Raw genomic sequence first — 16,527 nt, forward strand, 5'->3', positions numbered from 1 at the left:
ATCACATGGAACGGCTCAAGTGAGGCCAGGCCGCTTTAAGGTACTGCGCCATGGACCACAGCGTAAGAATGGCTGCAGCGTAAAGAACAACCACACCCATTAGCGCAAACTCATGTCCTGGAGGGAAGGCCAGAAGTATGAGCAAGGCAACCATCTGCAGTGTTGTTTTAAGCTTACCGATCCAGGACACCGCAACCATACCTCGCTTGCCCATTTCGGCCATCCACTCACGAAGTGCCGAAATGACGATTTCGCGGCCGATAATGACCAATGCGGGCAGTGTTAATACCAGTGTGTCAAAGCGCTCAATGAGTAGCGCCAGTGCAACAGCGACCATCAATTTATCAGCTACAGGATCGAGAAACGCGCCAAACGGCGTTGATTGATTCCAGCGGCGGGCTAAGTAGCCATCTAGCCAATCGGTGATGGATGCTAGTGCAAATAAGCCTGCAGCGACTGGCATACTCCAACTGAAAGGTAGGTAAAAAAGCACTACTAACAGTGGAATAAAAACGATTCTTGCCAGAGTAAGTATGTTGGGTATATTCATCGCGGGGCGCGATCCTTGCCGGAGAGTCATGGAAGACGGAGTGTAGTGGGGGATATTCTATCCCCCTTGGTGCTTGGCATCCATGTTAACAGTAGGTTTATCCATTTAGGGATTGGTAAATTGTCTCAGCGAGCGAGGCATTAATGCCGGGTACGCGCGCCAGCTCATCGCGGCTAGCTTTCTGAACGCCCTGCAAGCCGCCGAAGAAGCGTAATAGTTCGCGCCGTCTTTTAGGGCCTATGCCGGGAATGTCTTGAAGTGTAGAGGTGCGGCGTGCTTTGTCACGTTGAGCGCGGTGGCCGGCAATGGCAAAGCGGTGAGATTCATCGCGTATATGCTGAATTAAGTGTAATGCTGGCGACGCGGGGTCAAGGGGTAAGGGATTGTCAGTGGTTTCTAGAAAGAGCGTTTCTAGACCTGCTTTACGAGTGGTGCCTTTAGCAACGCCGAGCAAAATGATATCGGTAACCGCTAGCTCGGTTAACACACCGCGAGCCATGTTCAACTGACCTTTGCCGCCATCGACGATCAAAATGTCAGGCGCCACTGCCTCGCCACTTTTTACCCGTTTAAGGCGGCGTGTTAGTGCTTGTTGCATGGCTGCATAATCATCGCCTGCGGCGACGCCTTCGATGCGGAAGTGGCGGTAATCGCTCTTGCGTGGGCCCTGATGGTCAAATACTACACAGGAAGCAACGGTTGCTTCCCCGTGGCTGTGGCTAATGTCAAAACACTCAAGGCGCTGGGGTATTTTGTCCAATGCGAGCGCTTTCTGGAGGGCTTCAAACCGCTGAGTAAGCTGGGTTTTGTTAGCTAGCTGCGAAGCAAGCTGTTGCTCGGCATTGGTCATAGCCAGATGCTGCCACTGGGCGCGATGCCCCCGAACTTGGCTGGTGACGCGAACGCGTTTACCCGCTTGCTGTGAAAGTGCGTCGGCAATCAGTGGGCTATCTTCCAGTGGGTGGCTGGTAATTACTTCACTGGGTACGTTGTGGGGTTGACCAAAGTAGTACTGGCTAACGACTTCCGTCAGCAGCATGTCCGGTGGCAGGTCGAGGTCGTTTTTAGGCGTGTGATGGCGAGCGCCCAGTAAGCGGCCATCGCGAACGCTAAGTATTGATATGCCTAGCGCTCCAGGGCGTTGGGCCAGCGCAAAGACGTCGGCATCACCACTTTCGTTATCGACAAACTGGCGTTGCTGCAACTGGCGTAGCTGCTGTATTTGGTCACGCAACCTTGCTGCTTCTTCAAAATTTAAAGCGCGGCTGGCCGTTTCCATCTCCTCGCTAAGAAGCTGGGTGACGTGTTCGCTTTTACCTTCAAGGCACATCACTGCATGCTCAACATCGCGTCGGTAATCTGCTTCCGAAATGAACCCAACGCAAGGCGCGCTACAACGCTGAATTTGGTATTGCAGGCATGGTCGAGAGCGGTGGGCAAACACGCTATCTTCACAATTACGTATGCGGAAAATTTTCTGCATCAGCGCTAGGCTTTCTTTCACCGCTCCGCTACTTGGATAAGGACCTAAATAGCGGCCATCTCCTCGACGCTGTCGCGCGCGTTTATATTCAAGCGCAGGGTAAGCGTGCCGATCAGTCACAAATACGAAAGGGTAGGACTTGTCGTCTCTTAGCAGAATGTTATAGGGCGGACGCAGCTCTTTTATCAGCGTCTGCTCTAGCAGCAGGGCCTCTGTTTCGCTACGGGTGACGGTAATTTGGATATCTGCAATTCGTGCCACCATCGCCTGGGTTTTGGCATTAAGCTGGCCACGGAAATAGCTAGCAAGTCGAGCTTTCAGGCGCTTGGCTTTGCCGACATAGAGAGTGTTGCTGTGCTCGTCCAGCATCCTATAAACACCGGGCGAGGCACTGACAGAGCTTAAAAATTGCTTGGCATCAAAAGTCATGGCTGGAAATCGGCGCTTCTAGGCAACGGAAGCTGCGATGGTAGGTCTATCCCAGCATGGCGTCAAAGCCCTCAACTAAACCGTGGCGTAGTGCCAGGTGGGTAAGCTCTACATCGGTAGCGACCTCTAGTTTGTCAAATAGCCGATAGCGATAGGTGTTCACTGTTTTGGGGCTAAGGTGCAAGCGGTCTGAAATATCCTGGACGCGCTGGCAGTTGACAATCATCAGGGCGATTTGTAGCTCACGATGCGATAGGTGTCTAAACGGATTGTCTTCGTCAGTAAAATGGGAAAGCGCCAACCGCTGGGCGATTTCTTGGCTGACATAGCGCTTTCCGTGAAAGACTTGGCGGATAGCGTCGGTCATTTCTGACGTGTCAGCCCCTTTGCTGAGGAAGCCAATCGCACCCGCTTCCAGCATGAGCCGCAGCGCACTATCTTCAATGTGAGCGGTTAATATGAGTACTTTGACGTCTTCCATTGTTCTATGGATGCGGCGAGTAGCTTCGAGTCCGCCGATGCCCGGCATGCGAATATCCATAACGACAATGTCAGGTTTTAAACGACGGCATTGAGCCACTGCGCTTTCGCCATCGTCGACCTCACCTACGACTTCAATATCGCACTCTTCGTTTAGCAGATGAGCAATGCTGGTTCTCACTAGGTGATGATCATCGGCGATTAAAACTTTGATCAAGGTGCAGGCTCCTGCATGAAATCATCGTAGTGGTGGGCCTAAGCCGCGTTGCATGATATAGAGTGCCACAGCTCTAAACAAAGGAGAATTTAGTTGATAGTTGTTCATGATTAGCTTGACGCTAGACAAATTACTGGCGTAGTATCTCGCCGCTCAATGAGTGGTTTGAAAAAAGCGGCATGTAAAACTATGTGGGGCCTTAGCTCAGCTGGGAGAGCGCAACACTGGCAGTGTTGAGGTCAGCGGTTCGATCCCGCTAGGCTCCACCATTTTACAGACCCACAGAATCCAAAAAAACGCCTCGTTACCAGTAACGAGGCGTTTTTTTATGCTTATCATTTTCAATTGATAGTTTGTGCGAGGGTACATGCGGGAGTACGTGTGAGAGTACGTGCTGTTGGGCGCTCACGTGGCTGAAAGCCTGTACCAAAAAGCACGTACCCTTAAGCGCTACTCGTTGGCAATTTTGCCAAGCAGTAAAAATTCGATTAGCGCCTTTTGTGCATGCAGGCGATTCCCCGCTTCTTGCCACACGACAGCGCGTGGATCGTCCAATAAGGTAGTGCTGATCTCTTCGCCGCGGTGGGCAGGCAGGCAGTGTAGGAAAAGCACATCAGGTTGTGCGCTATCAAGCATTGCTTCAGTGACCTGGAAGCCTGCAAAGTCTGCTTCGCGCTTAGCTTGTTCTTCTTCCTGCCCCATGGATGCCCACACATCTGTCGTGATCAAGTCGGCGTCTTTGGCAGCCTCGTGGGGGTTGTGATGCAACGTTACGCAGCCCCCGGCGGCTTCCATAATGTCAGCGCGGGGTTCATAGCCTTTAGGGCAACAAACGCGCAGTTTGAAACCAAACTGACGGGCAGCATTAATCCAGGAGTGGCACATGTTATTGCCATCACCTACCCAAACAGCCGTGCGTCCTTCTACACTGCCACGCAGCTCGGTCCAGGTCATCACGTCTGCTAGCAATTGGCAAGGATGGTAATCGTCACTTAATGCGTTAATCACCGGCACGCTGCTGGCGTTGGCATAGGCTTCTAAGCCTGCGTGTGAAAAGGTCCGAATCATTACCGCATCGACCATTTCGGACAGTACGCGGGCGGTGTCTTCAATCGGCTCTCCACGCCCTAGCTGGGTGTCGCGGGGAGAGAGGAAGAGGGCGTGACCGCCGAACTGCGCCATGCCGGTTTCAAACGACACTCGGGTGCGAGTCGATGATTTTTCAAAAATCATCGCCAGCGTGCGGTTAGGCAGTGGCGTATAGATGGGGCCATTAGCCTTGAGCTCGGTTTTGATCTTAATCGCACGCTGAATCAGGTACGCCAGCTCATCTGGGGTTAAATCCAGCAAGGTTAAGAAATGGCGTGTCGCCATGATGATATCTCTCCGCGCAAAAACACTATCCTAGCGATGCGGCGGGGGATGCGCAACGCGCTCGGCATGCGTAGAATGACGACCCACATGGTAAGGCCGAGTAGTTTGCTCAAGTATTAGGTTGCACAGCAACAAAAGGTAATCTTCGGCTTTAAGGGTTAAAGCGAGTTAACGAATTGCGTAAACTGGCGAGATAACATCACTTGTTTTAGGAGCACATCATGAGTACGACTGCCGAAAATATTCAGCGCCAAATTAGTGAAAACCCCATTCTTATCTACATGAAAGGTACCCCCCAGTTGCCGCAGTGTGGTTTTTCTGCACAAACAGTGCAGGCGCTGATGGGCTGCGGTGAGCGTTTTGCCTTTGTTAACGTGCTGGATAATCCAGATATTCGCGCTGAGCTGCCAAAAATTGCTAACTGGCCGACCTTCCCGCAGCTTTGGGTGGAAGGCGAATTGGTTGGCGGCTGCGATATCGTGATCGAGATGCATCAAAGTGGTGAGCTCGAAAAGCTAATCAAAGAAGCTGCCCAGCGTGCTGGCGCTGCTGAAAGTGACAACAACGCTTAACGTTTATTGCCCAATGCCGCTTGGTCTGGTGGACTGCTAGTCTATTGGGCTGAGCGGTTGGCGGGCTGCAGCGCAGCCGCTAGAATGGTGTCCTTTTCGCATCGACAGTTAGCCCGCCAAAGGAAGTAATGCTCAATGAGCTATCAGGTTCTGGCCCGCAAATGGCGGCCGCGTACATTCCACGAGCTCGTGGGCCAGGCCCATGTTCAGCGCGCCTTGGTCAATGCGCTCGACCAAGGCCGTCTTCACCATGCCTACCTATTTACGGGTACTCGCGGGGTAGGCAAGACCACCCTTGCGCGTATCCTGGCTAAATGCCTTAACTGCACCGCAAATGGCCGCGGTAATGAAGGCATTACCTCGACGCCTTGCGGTCAGTGCGACAGCTGTCGCGCGATTGATGAAGGTCGATTCGTTGACTTGATCGAGGTCGATGCTGCTTCGCGGACAAAGGTTGAAGATACCCGAGAGCTGCTCGATAACGTGCAGTATGCGCCAACGCAAGGGCGCTATAAGGTGTACCTGATTGACGAGGTACACATGCTGTCGACCAGCAGTTTCAATGCGTTGCTTAAAACGCTGGAAGAGCCGCCACCCCACGTGAAGTTTCTGCTGGCCACCACGGATCCGCAAAAACTGCCCGCCACCGTCCTATCCCGCTGTTTACAGTTCACGCTTAAGCATATGCCCCCTGTACGGGTGGTAGAGCACCTAACCTATGTGCTGGGGGAGGAAGGGGTCGAGTATGATGAGAGCGCTCTGTGGCTGTTAGGTAAGGCCGCGGAAGGTTCTATGCGCGATGCAATGAGCCTGACCGATCAAGCCATTGCCTTTGGCCAGGGGGCGATTCGCCATGCGGATGTCGCTGCCATGCTGGGTACCTTGGATCATCGCCATGTGTTGGCGCTGGTAGAAGCACTGGCTGATGTTGATGTTCAGCGTCTGCTAGCCGAGGTTGCTCAGTTATCGGAGCAGGGGCCTGATTTTGCAGCAGTATTGGATGAGTTAAGTGCGGTTCTGCATCGCTTGGCCGTGGCGCAGATGGTGCCTGATGCCGTTGATAATAGCCACGGTGATCGAGCGCTTATTCAACAGCTGGCGAGCCGCTTTACTGCCGAGGATATTCAACTCTATTACCAGATCGGCATTCAAGGGCGCGGCGACATGGTGCATGCACCTGATCTGCGCAGTGCGCTGGAAATGACGCTGTTGCGAATGCTGGCGTTTCGCCCCCAGGGCGTACCAAAGCCTGCTGCCACGCCGCTTCCGCTGCGTCGCGAACCTTCCAGTGACGCTGTTTCCCAAGCAGCGGTGTCTCATGAACCTGTCTCTCACGAACCTGCTGCTCAGGTAGCTGCATCTGAGGATAGCGGCGCACCTGAACCAGTCTCTGCCCATGAGCCAGCGGCAAAAAAGCCTGAGCCTGCGCTGCCGAGCAATCAGGCAACAATGCCTGACTCAGCCGCGGTGCAGGCGAGTGCTGCCCCGGGTGCAACTGACGAGTTAAGCACGCCTGACGCTGTTTCATCAGAGCAAGCGCCACCCTGGTCGCTTGACGAGGTGGAGAGTGCCGCCATGCTTTCTTCAGAGCCAGAGCCAGAGCCAGAGCCAGAGCCAGAGCCAGAGCCAGAGCCAGAGCCAGAGCCAGAGCCAGAGCCAGAGCCAGAGCCAGAGCCAGAGCCAGAGCCAGAGCCAGTTTCCAGTGAGGTGCCTGCAAATGCTGCCAACAGCCAGATCGCTGCTGACGATCGTCTAAACCATGCTGGCTGGCTTGCATGCTTCAGTGCCCTTGGGTTAGGCGGCCTTACCCGTAATTTGGCAGCGCACTGTCAGCTTGAAAGCGATGATGGTCACACGGTGGTGCTGCGGCTTGACCCTGGGCAATCCGCTATGCAGGCCGATGTTCACAATGGCCGTATTGAGCGCGCGCTAAGTAATTATGGGCTGCCTCGGCGTATCGAGTTTACGGTGGCTGACTTAGCGCCTGATATTGAAACGCCCCGCCAGCAGGAAGAGCGTCAGCAGAAAGAGCGCCACGCGTTGGCTGTTGATCTATTACACCGCGACCCCAATATACAGAAGCTACAGCAGGCATTTGGGGCTACTCTCATTGAGTCAACCGTTAAACCCGCGTCTGACAAGCGTTCTTAGCCGCTGACGATTGACTCGCGATGCTTATTTTTTATTCCTTCAGGAGATAACCGCATGTTTAAAGGTGGAATGGGCAACATAATGAAGCAAGCCCAAGAGATGCAGGAAAAGATGCAGCAGATTCAAGAAGAAGCTGCTAAAGCGGAAGTCCATGGCGAAGCGGGCGCCGGTATGGTGAAAATCACCATGAACGGCCGCCACGATGTTACCAATGTTACTATCGACCCCAGCGTTCTTGAAGAAGACAAAGAGCTGCTGGAAGATTTGCTCGCCGCTGCCGTGAATGATGCTGTTCGAAAAGTGGAAGCAAACTCCAAAGCGAAGATGGAAGAAGCGACGGCAGGCTTGAACTTGCCGCCCGGCTTTAAGATGCCGTTCTAAGCATGCGCTTCTCCCCGCTTGTTGAGCAACTGATGGACGCTTTTCGCGTGCTGCCGGGCGTTGGGCCAAAAACGGCCCAACGCATGGCCATGCACCTGTTAGAACGCGAGCGCCCAGGAGGGCAGCGGTTGGCAGCGGTAATTCAGCAGGCCATTGAAGAGGTCGGTTATTGTCAGCGCTGCCGTACGTTGACCGAAGCGGATATCTGCGTGCTGTGCGAAAGTCCCCGCCGTGATGATGCGCTGCTGTGTGTCGTTGAGTCGCCTGCTGATCAGCTTGCTATTGAAGAAGCGGGTGGCTTCCAAGGGCGTTACTTTGTATTGCATGGTCATCTTTCGCCGCTGGACGGCATTGGTCCAGATGCCATTGGATTGGATCTATTGGAAAGCCGCGTCGCAGAAGGCAATATTCGCGAAATCGTGCTTGCCACCAATCCCACCGTAGAAGGCGAAGCGACAGCGCACTTCATTGCCGCCCAGCTTGCTCACTACGGTGTCTCTTTTTCGCGACTCGCCTATGGTGTGCCCATGGGAGGGGAGCTTGAGTATGTAGACGGTGGTACGCTAAGCCGCGCCTTTAATGGTCGCCAGCCTTTCGCCAGCGATTGACCCTTATAAAAAACGCAAGCGCTTTTGCGATTGTGCCAACCCGGAAGTTTGCTTTGTCCTCTTTAGCCCCCTCGTTGTATCAATGGATTGATAGTGCCGACGCCTTAGATGCTGCATGCGAGCAAGTCGCCGGTGCCAGTGTGATTGCTCTAGATACTGAATTTTTCCGTGAAAACACGTTTTTTTCCGGTGCCAGCGCTTATTCAGTTCACCACTGGTGACATGGCGTATTTAGTGGACCCGTTGAGCACGCCTTGCACCGCTGCTTTTCGTGATTTGTTGCAGAATAGTGCCATCAAATTACTGCATGCCTGCAGCGAAGACCTCGAGGTTTTTCAGCACTGGGCCGGCGTATTGCCAGCACCGCTTATCGATACGCAAGTCGCTCAGGCTTTTTTGGGGGAAACTCCCGGCATGGGCTATCAAAAATTGGTAGAGCACTGGATGGGGGAAACGCTGCCTAAAGAAGAGACGCGTTCCAACTGGTTAGAGCGCCCCTTAACGCCCTCCCAGTGCGAATATGCGGCGTTAGATGTTATCTATTTGCTGAAGGTCTGGAGGCTTCAAGCGGAGAAGCTTGAACAACTGGGGCGGCGCGAGTGGCTTGACGATGAGTGTGCCAGTCTTATCGAGCAGGCAGGTCGCAGCGTAGAGAGCGATGGCCAATGGTATACGCGCCAGCGGCAGTTGTGGCGCCTGGATCCTCGCCAGCTTGAAGCCTACCGCTTAATGACCATTTGGCGGGAAGGCGAAACCCGCCGTCGGGATTTGCCGCGCAATTGGTTGGTTAGCGATAAGCTGCTGTTCGCGGTGGCTGAAAAAATGCCTAAAAATCGTTATGAGCTAGCGGAAATTGAAGGGGTTAAGCCGCCCCTGGTTAAAAAAGAAGGCGATACGCTGCTGTCGCTGGTGAAACAGGCTCAGCATTGCCCCGAAGGTGATTTACTGGCGCGCTGGCCAGACCCGATGCATCCTGTGTTTAAGCGGCGCTTTAAAGCACTTAAAAAAGTAGTGGCTGAGAAGGCTGCTGAGCTGCAAATAGCGCCCGAGATGTTGCTGCGGCGGCGAGATATTGAGGCGCTTGTGATGCAGCAGCTTGCTAATCAGCCATTAACCACTCCTGGCGGCTGGCGTGATGCCTATTTAACTCAAGAAATTCATCAAGCGCTTGAGGAGTTATCGTAATGAGCGAGAAACTGCTTTGTGAGATTTTAAAAAGCTCACGCAAAGACGAGATGTATCTCTACATAGACAAACAGAAAGGGTTGTCATCCGTGCCCGACGCATTGATGGATACCTTCGGTAAGCCAGTGCCGGTGCTGACAATGATACTCACCGCCGATAAAAAGCTGGCTCGGGTGAATGCTGCTGATGTGATGGAGGCAATCCAAGAGCAAGGCTTTTACCTGCAAATGCCGCCTGCGAAAGAAGCCTATTTGCTGGATGTTCATCGCGCTCAGGCGGCTAACCGCGAATGAGCGTAATGAGCTTCTTGTCATGAACGTTCTGTCATGAGCGTTTTGCCATGAACTTTCTTGCCCATGCTTGGCTTGCCCATCCTGGTAGTGATGAGTTTCTGTACGGAAATCTGATTGCTGACGGCGTGAAGGGGCAAGACTTAACGGCTTGGTCGCCAGATGTTGCTCGCGGCATACGTCATCATCGCCGCGTGGATGCCTGGATTGATCGGCACCCAAACGTTTTAGAAGCAAAGCGGCGCGCGCCACACGCTCAGCGGCGTTATGTCGGTATTGCGTTAGATATCGTGTGGGATCATTTTCTTGCCCGTCAGCAGGCGGGAGAGCAGCAGCACCAGTTAATCGAGCGCTGCTATCAGCTGTTACAGGCTTGGCCTGCACCGCAACGGTTGTCTACCATGATGCCGTTGATGATTAAGCATGACTGGCTGCACCGTTACGCTGATTTTGACTTTACCTGCCGTGCAGTAGCAGGCGTTGGTCAGCGGCTATCGGGGCCGAACCGCTTAGCAGAGTTAGTGCCTTGGCTTTACGAAGACTATCCATGCTTAGCGGCCGACTTCGCAGTGTTATGGCAAGAGTGTCGTGCCACGCTAACCAGCAGCGGTGGTGCTGCGGAGAGTGGGAGTTATTCAGACATGTTGAAAGTAAAGGGAATCAATGATGGTGGCGGCCATGCGTGAGCGCTTCTGGGAAAGATACTCGCTAGAAGAATTAACGCCCCAAGAGTGGGAGGCGTTATGCGATGGTTGCGGCCAGTGTTGCTTGTTGAAGCTCCACGACGATGAAACGCAAGAATTAGCGGTGCTTAACGTTGCCTGTCGGTTGCTGGATATTCACAGTTGCCAGTGCAGTGACTATGAAAATCGCTTCGATAGCGTACCTGACTGTACCCAATTGACGCCTGAGCTCGTCAAAGAGTTTACCTGGCTGCCGCACACATGTGGCTATCGGCGTGTTGCTGAAGGACGCAAGCTAGCGGGGTGGCATCCATTGCTGAGTAACGATGCTGAGCGCGTTCACCGTAAAGGGGTAAGCGTAAGAAGTTTTGCGGTTTCCCAAGATGACGTGCCCGAGCGCCTTTTGGAAGAGCATATTATCGCTGTATTGCCGATGTCCTAAACCTAACAGTCGCCCTCCCTGGCATGCTCACTAACCGCTGGCTAACGGTAATAACGTTAGCTGGCGGTTTTGCTTTTTGTGCTATCCCAAATGGTTAAAAACGTTTCTTTAAACGGTGAGGGCTGTGGCTTCGCTGTGGTTTCTCGCGTCGCCGCTTGATCGGTTGGCGCTGTTGTCTTTGGCGGGGTATCCCAAATTGTTGGAAACTGTTCCTGATAGCTCATGGTGTGCTCCTGACTTTGTGAACTAGACGTTTGTCTATAAAACTTATAGATAGTATGACGTAAAAATAATTTTATGGAAATGTTTTCCATAAAATGTTTTTTTCACAAAAAAAGCAGCGCCTGGGCGCTGCTTGAATGTTATTTTGGAGCTGTCGGCTGTTGCTTGATAAGCAATTATTGCGCTTGCTTTGCCGCATCCATAGGGGCTAGCCCGAGTGCCCACAGGATAAATGCGTCTTGGCGAGCCGTATCTCGCCAAGCTTTGAACCTGCCGGATGCGCCGCCGTGGCCGCTGGTCATGTCGGTGTGAAGCAGTACAGGGGCATTGCCTTGCTGTGCCTCGCTAACGCGGGCATAAAACTTGGCAGGCTCCCAGTAACTAACGCGAGTATCAAACCAGTTGCCCTCTATCCATAGTGCTGGGTAGTGCTGGGCGCGTATGTTGTCGATAGGTGAGTAGCCAGCGATACGCTCGGCGACTTCAGGGTCTTCAGGATTGCCCCACTCACTATATTCGGCGGTGGTAAGCGGTAACTCTGGGTTCTGCATGGTACGGAGCACATCCAGAAACGGCACCTCCAATACCGCTGCGCAAAATGCCTCAGGTTTACGATTGACGCAGGTACCGACTAGCAAACCGCCTGCGCTTGCCCCGCAAGCCACGATCCGTTCTGGCTGGCTAAGCCCCTGGTTTACTAGCGCCTCTCGGGCAGCTAAGAAGTCGTTAAAGCTATTCTCTTTATGAGCCATTTTGCCCTTTAGATACCACGGTTCGCCTCGCTCACCGCCGCCGCGTACGTGGGCAACTGCAAAGGCTGCGCCACGCTCCAGTAGTTCGAGCCGAGCAATTGAGAACCAGGGATCAAGCGCTTCACCATAGGCGCCGTAACCATACAGCAGCGTGGGCAGTGGTTGGCCGGCTAAGTCAGCGCGCATGACAATGGATACTGGCACGCGTTCGCCGTCAGCGCTGGTTGCCCATATGCGCTGGCTGACTAGTTGATCAGGCTGCAGTTGGCCGTAAACGGGGACTTGCTTTAGCAACGTACGTTCACCGCTATCCAGGTTTAGCGCATACCAGCTGGGAGGGCGAGTGAACGACTCTTCGCGTAGATGTACGGTATTTGCATCGAAGTGTGGCGAATCTTCTAGCAACTGCGAGCAGGGTGTTTCAGGTAGTTCGATATGCTTATCGAGTGTGAGGTTGTGATCTTTATCTAGCACTAAGCGGCGTAACATAACCTGGGCATCACGATGGCTTCGCTCGGCGGTGATTAGCCCCCATTCAAACGCATCGATCCCTTCTAGGGTAGTGTCTTCACGGTGAGCTATCAGCGACTTCCACTCGGCAGCAGGGTTACTGTGTTGATCAGCGCGTGTGAAGTCGAGTTGAAAATGCGGGCCTGAGAGATTTTGTAAGCGATAAAACGTACCAGGGCGATGATCAATGCTCACTTCAACCCCTGCCTGACGGGCATGTAGGCACATCGGGGGAGAATGGGGCTGATCTGCCGGCACGGCATGGATTTCTGTTGTATCTTTCGAACCGCTTTCAATCAAAAGCCATGCTTTCGAGCGCGTTTTGCCAATCCCAATCCAGAACTCCGAATCGTTCTCACGCATTACTAAGGCTGGCTCAGCAAGGCGCTCTGGCGTTGAAAACGGTATCCACACACGCCAGATGGAGTCCGGGCGCTGAGTGTCATCAAAGCGTGTAAATAGCAGCGTTGCGCCGTTGGTTGTCTCATCCTCTGCCCAGCATACGCTAGGGCCAATATCGCTAAGTAGTTGCTGAGGTTTACCGTCGGGTAGCGCCTTTAGCCATAGAGTAAAGCGCTCGTCGCCTTGGGTATCTTCCGTCCAGGCAAGCCACTGCTCATTCGGGGAAAGTGCCATGTCGCCCATGTCATAAAAAGGCTGATCGGCGGCACGTTCACGTACGTCAAGAAAGCACTCGTGAGCATCGGGCTGGTTGTTAGGGTGGCGCCACCAGCAGGGGTAATCATCCTCGGCGGTGGTGTCACTCCAGAACGTAAAGTGGTCAAGCGCTGTCTTAAGGCTGGTTATTGCCAATTCACGACGCGCTAAGTGGCTTTGATAAAGTGTTTCAGCAAGCGGCCGTAAAGGAGCAAACCATTCATCATGCTGATGGTTCGCGGCTTCTAAAAAAAGCGATACGTCAGGCGCATCACGCTCTTCTAACCAGTGCCATTCTGGAGAATTAGCGCGATAATAATGTGTGACAGGCGAGCCTTCGTGCTTATCAGGCTGTGCTTTCATAAATTGATAGGTACCATAACGGGAAATCAACGTCGGGTGTCTCCACCCACATGAGGGGTATTATGCTGTTTGAAGACTCAATGTCACTGCTGTGGTCAAGTTATTACGTTCTTTCACTGGTTGTGCTGGTTGCTGTCTACTTTGCGCTAGCATTCTTGCCTCGCCTACCGCGTTTGGTAATTACCTGGTGTGTGGCGGGAGCGATGTGGATACCTGCAGGGTATCAGTTACCGTTAGTAGAAGAGGGTGAGTTTTATACCGGTTGGGCACCGGCTGCCATGGTGTCTGCGGTTGCTTTTCTTGAGCATAGCGCCAGTGCACTACGTGGTGGTTTGCTGTGGTTGATTTTAGGCATTGCCTTAGGCGCATGTGTTGGCATTGCCCTGTGGTGGTGGCGTAGGCCAGAACCTTATGATGATGTGTCGCAGCATCAGCCCCAGGAAGAAGATCCTCAGCCAACCCGGCGCCGGGAGCCAGTGATTAACTAATGCGAGTACAAGGCGCGATGATGGAGCTAGCCAATGTGTGAGTTACTAGGCATGAGCGCCAATGTTCCTACCGATATTTGTTTCAGTTTTTCCGGCTTTTTACACCGCGGTGGGGGCACTGGGCCTCACCGCGATGGGTGGGGCATCGCATTTTACGAGGAGGGGGGGTACCGCGAGTTTCGTGACCCTCACCCCTCGGTTAATTCCCCGATAGCCCGCTTAATCTGTGAATATCCTATCAAGTCCAATGTAGTGATTAGCCACATTCGCCAAGCGAATGTGGGTGGCGTACGGCTGGCAAATACGCACCCATTTACCCGTGAAATGTGGGGGCGACCCTGGTGCTACGCCCATAATGGTCAGTTGAGTGATTGGCAGCAGTTGCCGTTAGGTACGTACACCCCGGTAGGTAACACAGACAGTGAACACGCTTTCTGCTGGCTAATGGGCGAACTGCGTCGTTGCTTTCCTACGCCGCCTGCGTCTCCTGAATCATTGTGGGAGCGTTTGCACGGGCTATGTGAAGAGTTGCGCGGACTAGGCGTTTTTAACCTACTGTTATCTGATGGCGTTTACTTATACAGCTACTGCTCGACTAAATTGGCTCATATTACTCGCCGCGCACCCTTTGGTGAGGCGGAGCTGTCCGATGCAGAGTTGACGGTTAATTTTATCGAGCATACGACGCCTAACGATATTGTCTCTGTGATTGCCACCGAACCACTTACCCAAAATGAAGCGTGGCAGCGAATGGTTCCTGGTGAATTATTGGTATGGCGCGAGGGAGAGATCAAAGCGCGTTACGGTCATAGCAAATAGGGTGGCGACACAGCGTGAGCGACAGTAACAGGGCCGTGCTTTAAGCTAAAGTTGAAACGCCAGTTTCAATCGATCGTTTTACAGCGTGCTGCCTGTCGTATATGGTTGGCTCTTTTAGGCTTGCTACTTAGTCACGCACAATAACAAGGTCGGTCAAATATCGACACGGATAGCGGAGATTGCCCATGAGCGAACACGCCAATGCCCACGTACTACGTGGCCCAGTGCTTGAAGGCTTGGATCAGTACAACTCAGTCACGGATGTCTTTCATTCAGCGGTTAAACGTTTTGCCAACAAGCCGGCATTTAGCTGCATGGGCAAAACCCTAACGTTTGCCGATCTTGATCGTCTGTCTGCCAATTTTGCAGCTTGGTTGCAGCATGAAACCGACTTGGTTCCTGGGGATCGAATCGCCATTCAGTTGCCTAACGTGCTGCAGTTTCCCGTGGCGGTGTTTGGTGCACTAAGAGCGGGGCTCGTGGTCGTTAATACCAACCCGCTTTACACCGAGCGGGAGATGGCGCACCAGTTCAAAGACTCAAATGCCAAAGCCATTGTGATTTTGGCCAATATGGCGGATAAGCTTGAGAAAGTGCTGGATAAAACGGATATCCAACACGTCTTGGTGACCCAGCTTGCCGATATGCACGATGTGCCGAAGCGTTGGCTAATTAACGCCGTTGTTAAGCACGTTAAAAAGATGGTGCCTGCCTACTCGCTACCCAATGCTATTGGCTTCCGCGATGCACTGAAAAAAGGCGCGTCGTTACATCATACTGAGGTGCAACGCACCATGGATGATGTGGCTGCACTGCAATACACCGGTGGCACCACCGGTATGCCTAAAGGCGCGATGCTGACCCACCAGAACCTTGTGGCCAATATGCTTCAGGCGCGTGCTGCTATCGGTGAACACTTGACCGATGGCGAAGAGCTGGTAATTGCGCCATTGCCGGTTTATCACATTTATACGTTTACCGTTAACTGTTTATTCCTGATGGAAACAGGCAACCACTCGCTATTGATTACTAATCCTCGTGACTTAGCTAGCTTTGTCAAAGAGCTTAAAGGCTTGCCGTTTACCGGGTTTATTGGTCTGAACACGCTGTTTAATGCGCTGTGTAACCGAGATGACTTTAAGCAGCTCGATTTTTCCAAGCTGAAACTGACCATTTCCGGCGGTATGGCACTGACTAAAGCGGCGGCTCAGCGTTGGGAAGAGACAACGGGGTGCCCGATTGCAGAGGGCTACGGGCTAACGGAAACATCGCCGATTGTTAGCTTTAACCCTACAAACGCTATACAGCTGGGCACCATTGGTAAGCCAGTGGCTGGTACCGCTGTGAAAGTGATAGATGCAGACGGCAATGATGTTCCCATGGGTGAGCCCGGTGAGCTTTGCGTGCAAGGGCCTCAGGTGATGAAAGGTTACTGGCAGCGCGATGATGAAACCCGCAATTCTATTGATGAAAACGGCTGGTTCCATACGGGCGATATTGCCGTGTTGCAAGATGATGGCTACATCAAGATCGTTGATCGTAAAAAAGATATGATTTTAGTATCTGGCTTTAATGTCTACCCAAATGAAATAGAAGATGTAGTGGCAGCGCATCCAGATGTGTTGGAGTCTGCAGCAGTGGGTGTGCCAGATGAAGGTGCTGGAGAAGCCATCAAGCTATTCGTTGTTTCCAAAAACAGTGAGTTAGACGCTGAGACGCTGCGCAAGTGGTGCAAAAAAGAGCTAACCGGCTACAAAGTTCCGAAGTATGTAGAGTTCCGTGATGAGCTTCCCAAAACCAACGTTGGCAAGGTGTTGCGTCGACAGCTCCGCGATCAGGAAACAAGCAACGCTTAAGCGCTTAATGAGTTC

The 16,527-nt window shown here is 52.9% G+C and carries 16 protein-coding genes, 1 tRNA gene and 1 pseudogene; 12 read left to right on the plus strand and 6 right to left on the minus strand.

What is annotated here, in order from left to right; genetic code table 11:
* Nucleotide 1 precedes the first annotated feature (1 nt).
* The 3 genes from pgsA to uvrY all read right to left on the minus strand — a co-directional run bounded on the left by pgsA (nucleotide 2) and on the right by uvrY (nucleotide 3,159).
* Nucleotides 2–550 (minus strand): CDP-diacylglycerol--glycerol-3-phosphate 3-phosphatidyltransferase, encoded by a 549-nt coding sequence (pgsA, locus tag NF683_RS13800; RefSeq protein WP_038482886.1) that lies wholly within the window; start codon nucleotides 548–550, stop codon nucleotides 2–4.
* A 97-nt stretch (nucleotides 551–647) separates the two neighbouring features.
* Nucleotides 648–2,462 (minus strand): excinuclease ABC subunit UvrC, encoded by a 1,815-nt coding sequence (gene uvrC, locus NF683_RS13805; protein WP_253920252.1) that lies wholly within the window; start codon nucleotides 2,460–2,462, stop codon nucleotides 648–650.
* Nucleotides 2,463–2,508: 46 nt separating this feature from the next.
* On the minus strand, nucleotides 2,509–3,159 hold the full coding sequence (gene uvrY / locus NF683_RS13810; protein WP_253920253.1) for a UvrY/SirA/GacA family response regulator transcription factor: 651 nt from the start codon (nucleotides 3,157–3,159) through the stop codon (nucleotides 2,509–2,511).
* 193 nt (nucleotides 3,160–3,352) lie between these two features.
* Here uvrY and NF683_RS13815 point away from each other — a divergent pair.
* Nucleotides 3,353–3,428 (plus strand) — tRNA-Ala (locus NF683_RS13815).
* Nucleotides 3,429–3,609: 181 nt separating this feature from the next.
* Here the strand turns inward: NF683_RS13815 and argF are convergent.
* Nucleotides 3,610–4,533 (minus strand): ornithine carbamoyltransferase, encoded by a 924-nt coding sequence (argF, locus tag NF683_RS13820; protein WP_253920254.1) that lies wholly within the window; start codon nucleotides 4,531–4,533, stop codon nucleotides 3,610–3,612.
* A gap of 221 nt (nucleotides 4,534–4,754) precedes the next feature.
* Here argF and grxD point away from each other — a divergent pair, with 221 nt between their 5' ends.
* From grxD to NF683_RS13860, 8 genes and pseudogenes are all read left to right on the plus strand, one after another.
* Nucleotides 4,755–5,105, plus strand: coding sequence for a Grx4 family monothiol glutaredoxin (gene grxD, locus NF683_RS13825; protein WP_038482899.1), 351 nt, complete (start codon nucleotides 4,755–4,757; stop codon nucleotides 5,103–5,105).
* Nucleotides 5,106–5,240: 135 nt separating this feature from the next.
* Nucleotides 5,241–7,256, plus strand: a complete 2,016-nt coding sequence (gene dnaX, locus NF683_RS13830) for a DNA polymerase III subunit gamma/tau (protein WP_253920255.1) — start codon at nucleotides 5,241–5,243, stop codon at nucleotides 7,254–7,256.
* A 54-nt stretch (nucleotides 7,257–7,310) separates the two neighbouring features.
* Nucleotides 7,311–7,637, plus strand: coding sequence for a YbaB/EbfC family nucleoid-associated protein (locus NF683_RS13835; protein ID WP_038482905.1), 327 nt, complete (start codon nucleotides 7,311–7,313; stop codon nucleotides 7,635–7,637).
* Between the two features lie 2 nt (nucleotides 7,638–7,639).
* The gene (gene recR / locus NF683_RS13840) at nucleotides 7,640–8,245 is read left to right on the plus strand and encodes a recombination mediator RecR (protein WP_089037889.1); all 606 of its coding nucleotides are present in this window, start codon (nucleotides 7,640–7,642) and stop codon (nucleotides 8,243–8,245) included.
* A 53-nt stretch (nucleotides 8,246–8,298) separates the two neighbouring features.
* Nucleotides 8,299–9,430: pseudogene (gene rnd, locus NF683_RS13845) on the plus strand (ribonuclease D).
* Nucleotides 9,430–9,723 carry a YcgL domain-containing protein gene (locus NF683_RS13850; RefSeq protein WP_253920256.1) on the plus strand — a complete coding sequence of 98 codons (294 nt, stop codon included), beginning with the start codon at nucleotides 9,430–9,432 and terminating at the stop codon, nucleotides 9,721–9,723. The pseudogene rnd and the gene NF683_RS13850 overlap by 1 nt, the downstream one beginning before the upstream one ends.
* A gap of 47 nt (nucleotides 9,724–9,770) precedes the next feature.
* Nucleotides 9,771–10,406 carry an acyl carrier protein phosphodiesterase gene (locus NF683_RS13855; protein ID WP_253920257.1) on the plus strand — a complete coding sequence of 212 codons (636 nt, stop codon included), beginning with the start codon at nucleotides 9,771–9,773 and terminating at the stop codon, nucleotides 10,404–10,406.
* Nucleotides 10,387–10,845 carry a YcgN family cysteine cluster protein gene (locus NF683_RS13860; protein ID WP_038482916.1) on the plus strand — a complete coding sequence of 153 codons (459 nt, stop codon included), beginning with the start codon at nucleotides 10,387–10,389 and terminating at the stop codon, nucleotides 10,843–10,845. The genes NF683_RS13855 and NF683_RS13860 overlap by 20 nt, the downstream gene beginning before the upstream one ends.
* Before the next feature lie 56 nt (nucleotides 10,846–10,901).
* Here the strand turns inward: NF683_RS13860 and NF683_RS13865 are convergent, their stop codons facing one another.
* Together NF683_RS13865 and NF683_RS13870 are read right to left on the minus strand one after the other, a co-directional pair.
* Nucleotides 10,902–11,069, minus strand: coding sequence for a hypothetical protein (locus tag NF683_RS13865; RefSeq protein WP_253920258.1), 168 nt, complete (start codon nucleotides 11,067–11,069; stop codon nucleotides 10,902–10,904).
* Between the two features lie 174 nt (nucleotides 11,070–11,243).
* Nucleotides 11,244–13,349: a S9 family peptidase gene (locus NF683_RS13870; RefSeq protein WP_253920259.1), complete on the minus strand. Its 2,106-nt coding sequence runs from the start codon at nucleotides 13,347–13,349 to the stop codon at nucleotides 11,244–11,246.
* Nucleotides 13,350–13,411: 62 nt separating this feature from the next.
* On the opposite strand from NF683_RS13870, the gene NF683_RS13875 reads away from it, so the two are divergent.
* The 3 genes from NF683_RS13875 (at nucleotide 13,412) to NF683_RS13885 (ending at nucleotide 16,512) form a co-directional block, all read left to right on the plus strand.
* A complete protein-coding gene (locus tag NF683_RS13875; RefSeq protein WP_089037891.1) occupies nucleotides 13,412–13,837 on the plus strand; it encodes a hypothetical protein in 426 nt (141 codons plus the stop codon).
* A gap of 33 nt (nucleotides 13,838–13,870) precedes the next feature.
* A complete protein-coding gene (locus tag NF683_RS13880) occupies nucleotides 13,871–14,656 on the plus strand; it encodes a class II glutamine amidotransferase (RefSeq protein WP_089037892.1) in 786 nt (261 codons plus the stop codon).
* 185 nt (nucleotides 14,657–14,841) lie between these two features.
* On the plus strand, nucleotides 14,842–16,512 hold the full coding sequence (locus NF683_RS13885; RefSeq protein WP_253920260.1) for an AMP-binding protein: 1,671 nt from the start codon (nucleotides 14,842–14,844) through the stop codon (nucleotides 16,510–16,512).
* Nucleotides 16,513–16,527 lie beyond the last annotated feature (15 nt).

This window comes from Halomonas sp. MS1 (assembly GCF_024182575.1).
Lineage (GTDB): Bacteria > Pseudomonadota > Gammaproteobacteria > Pseudomonadales > Halomonadaceae > Vreelandella.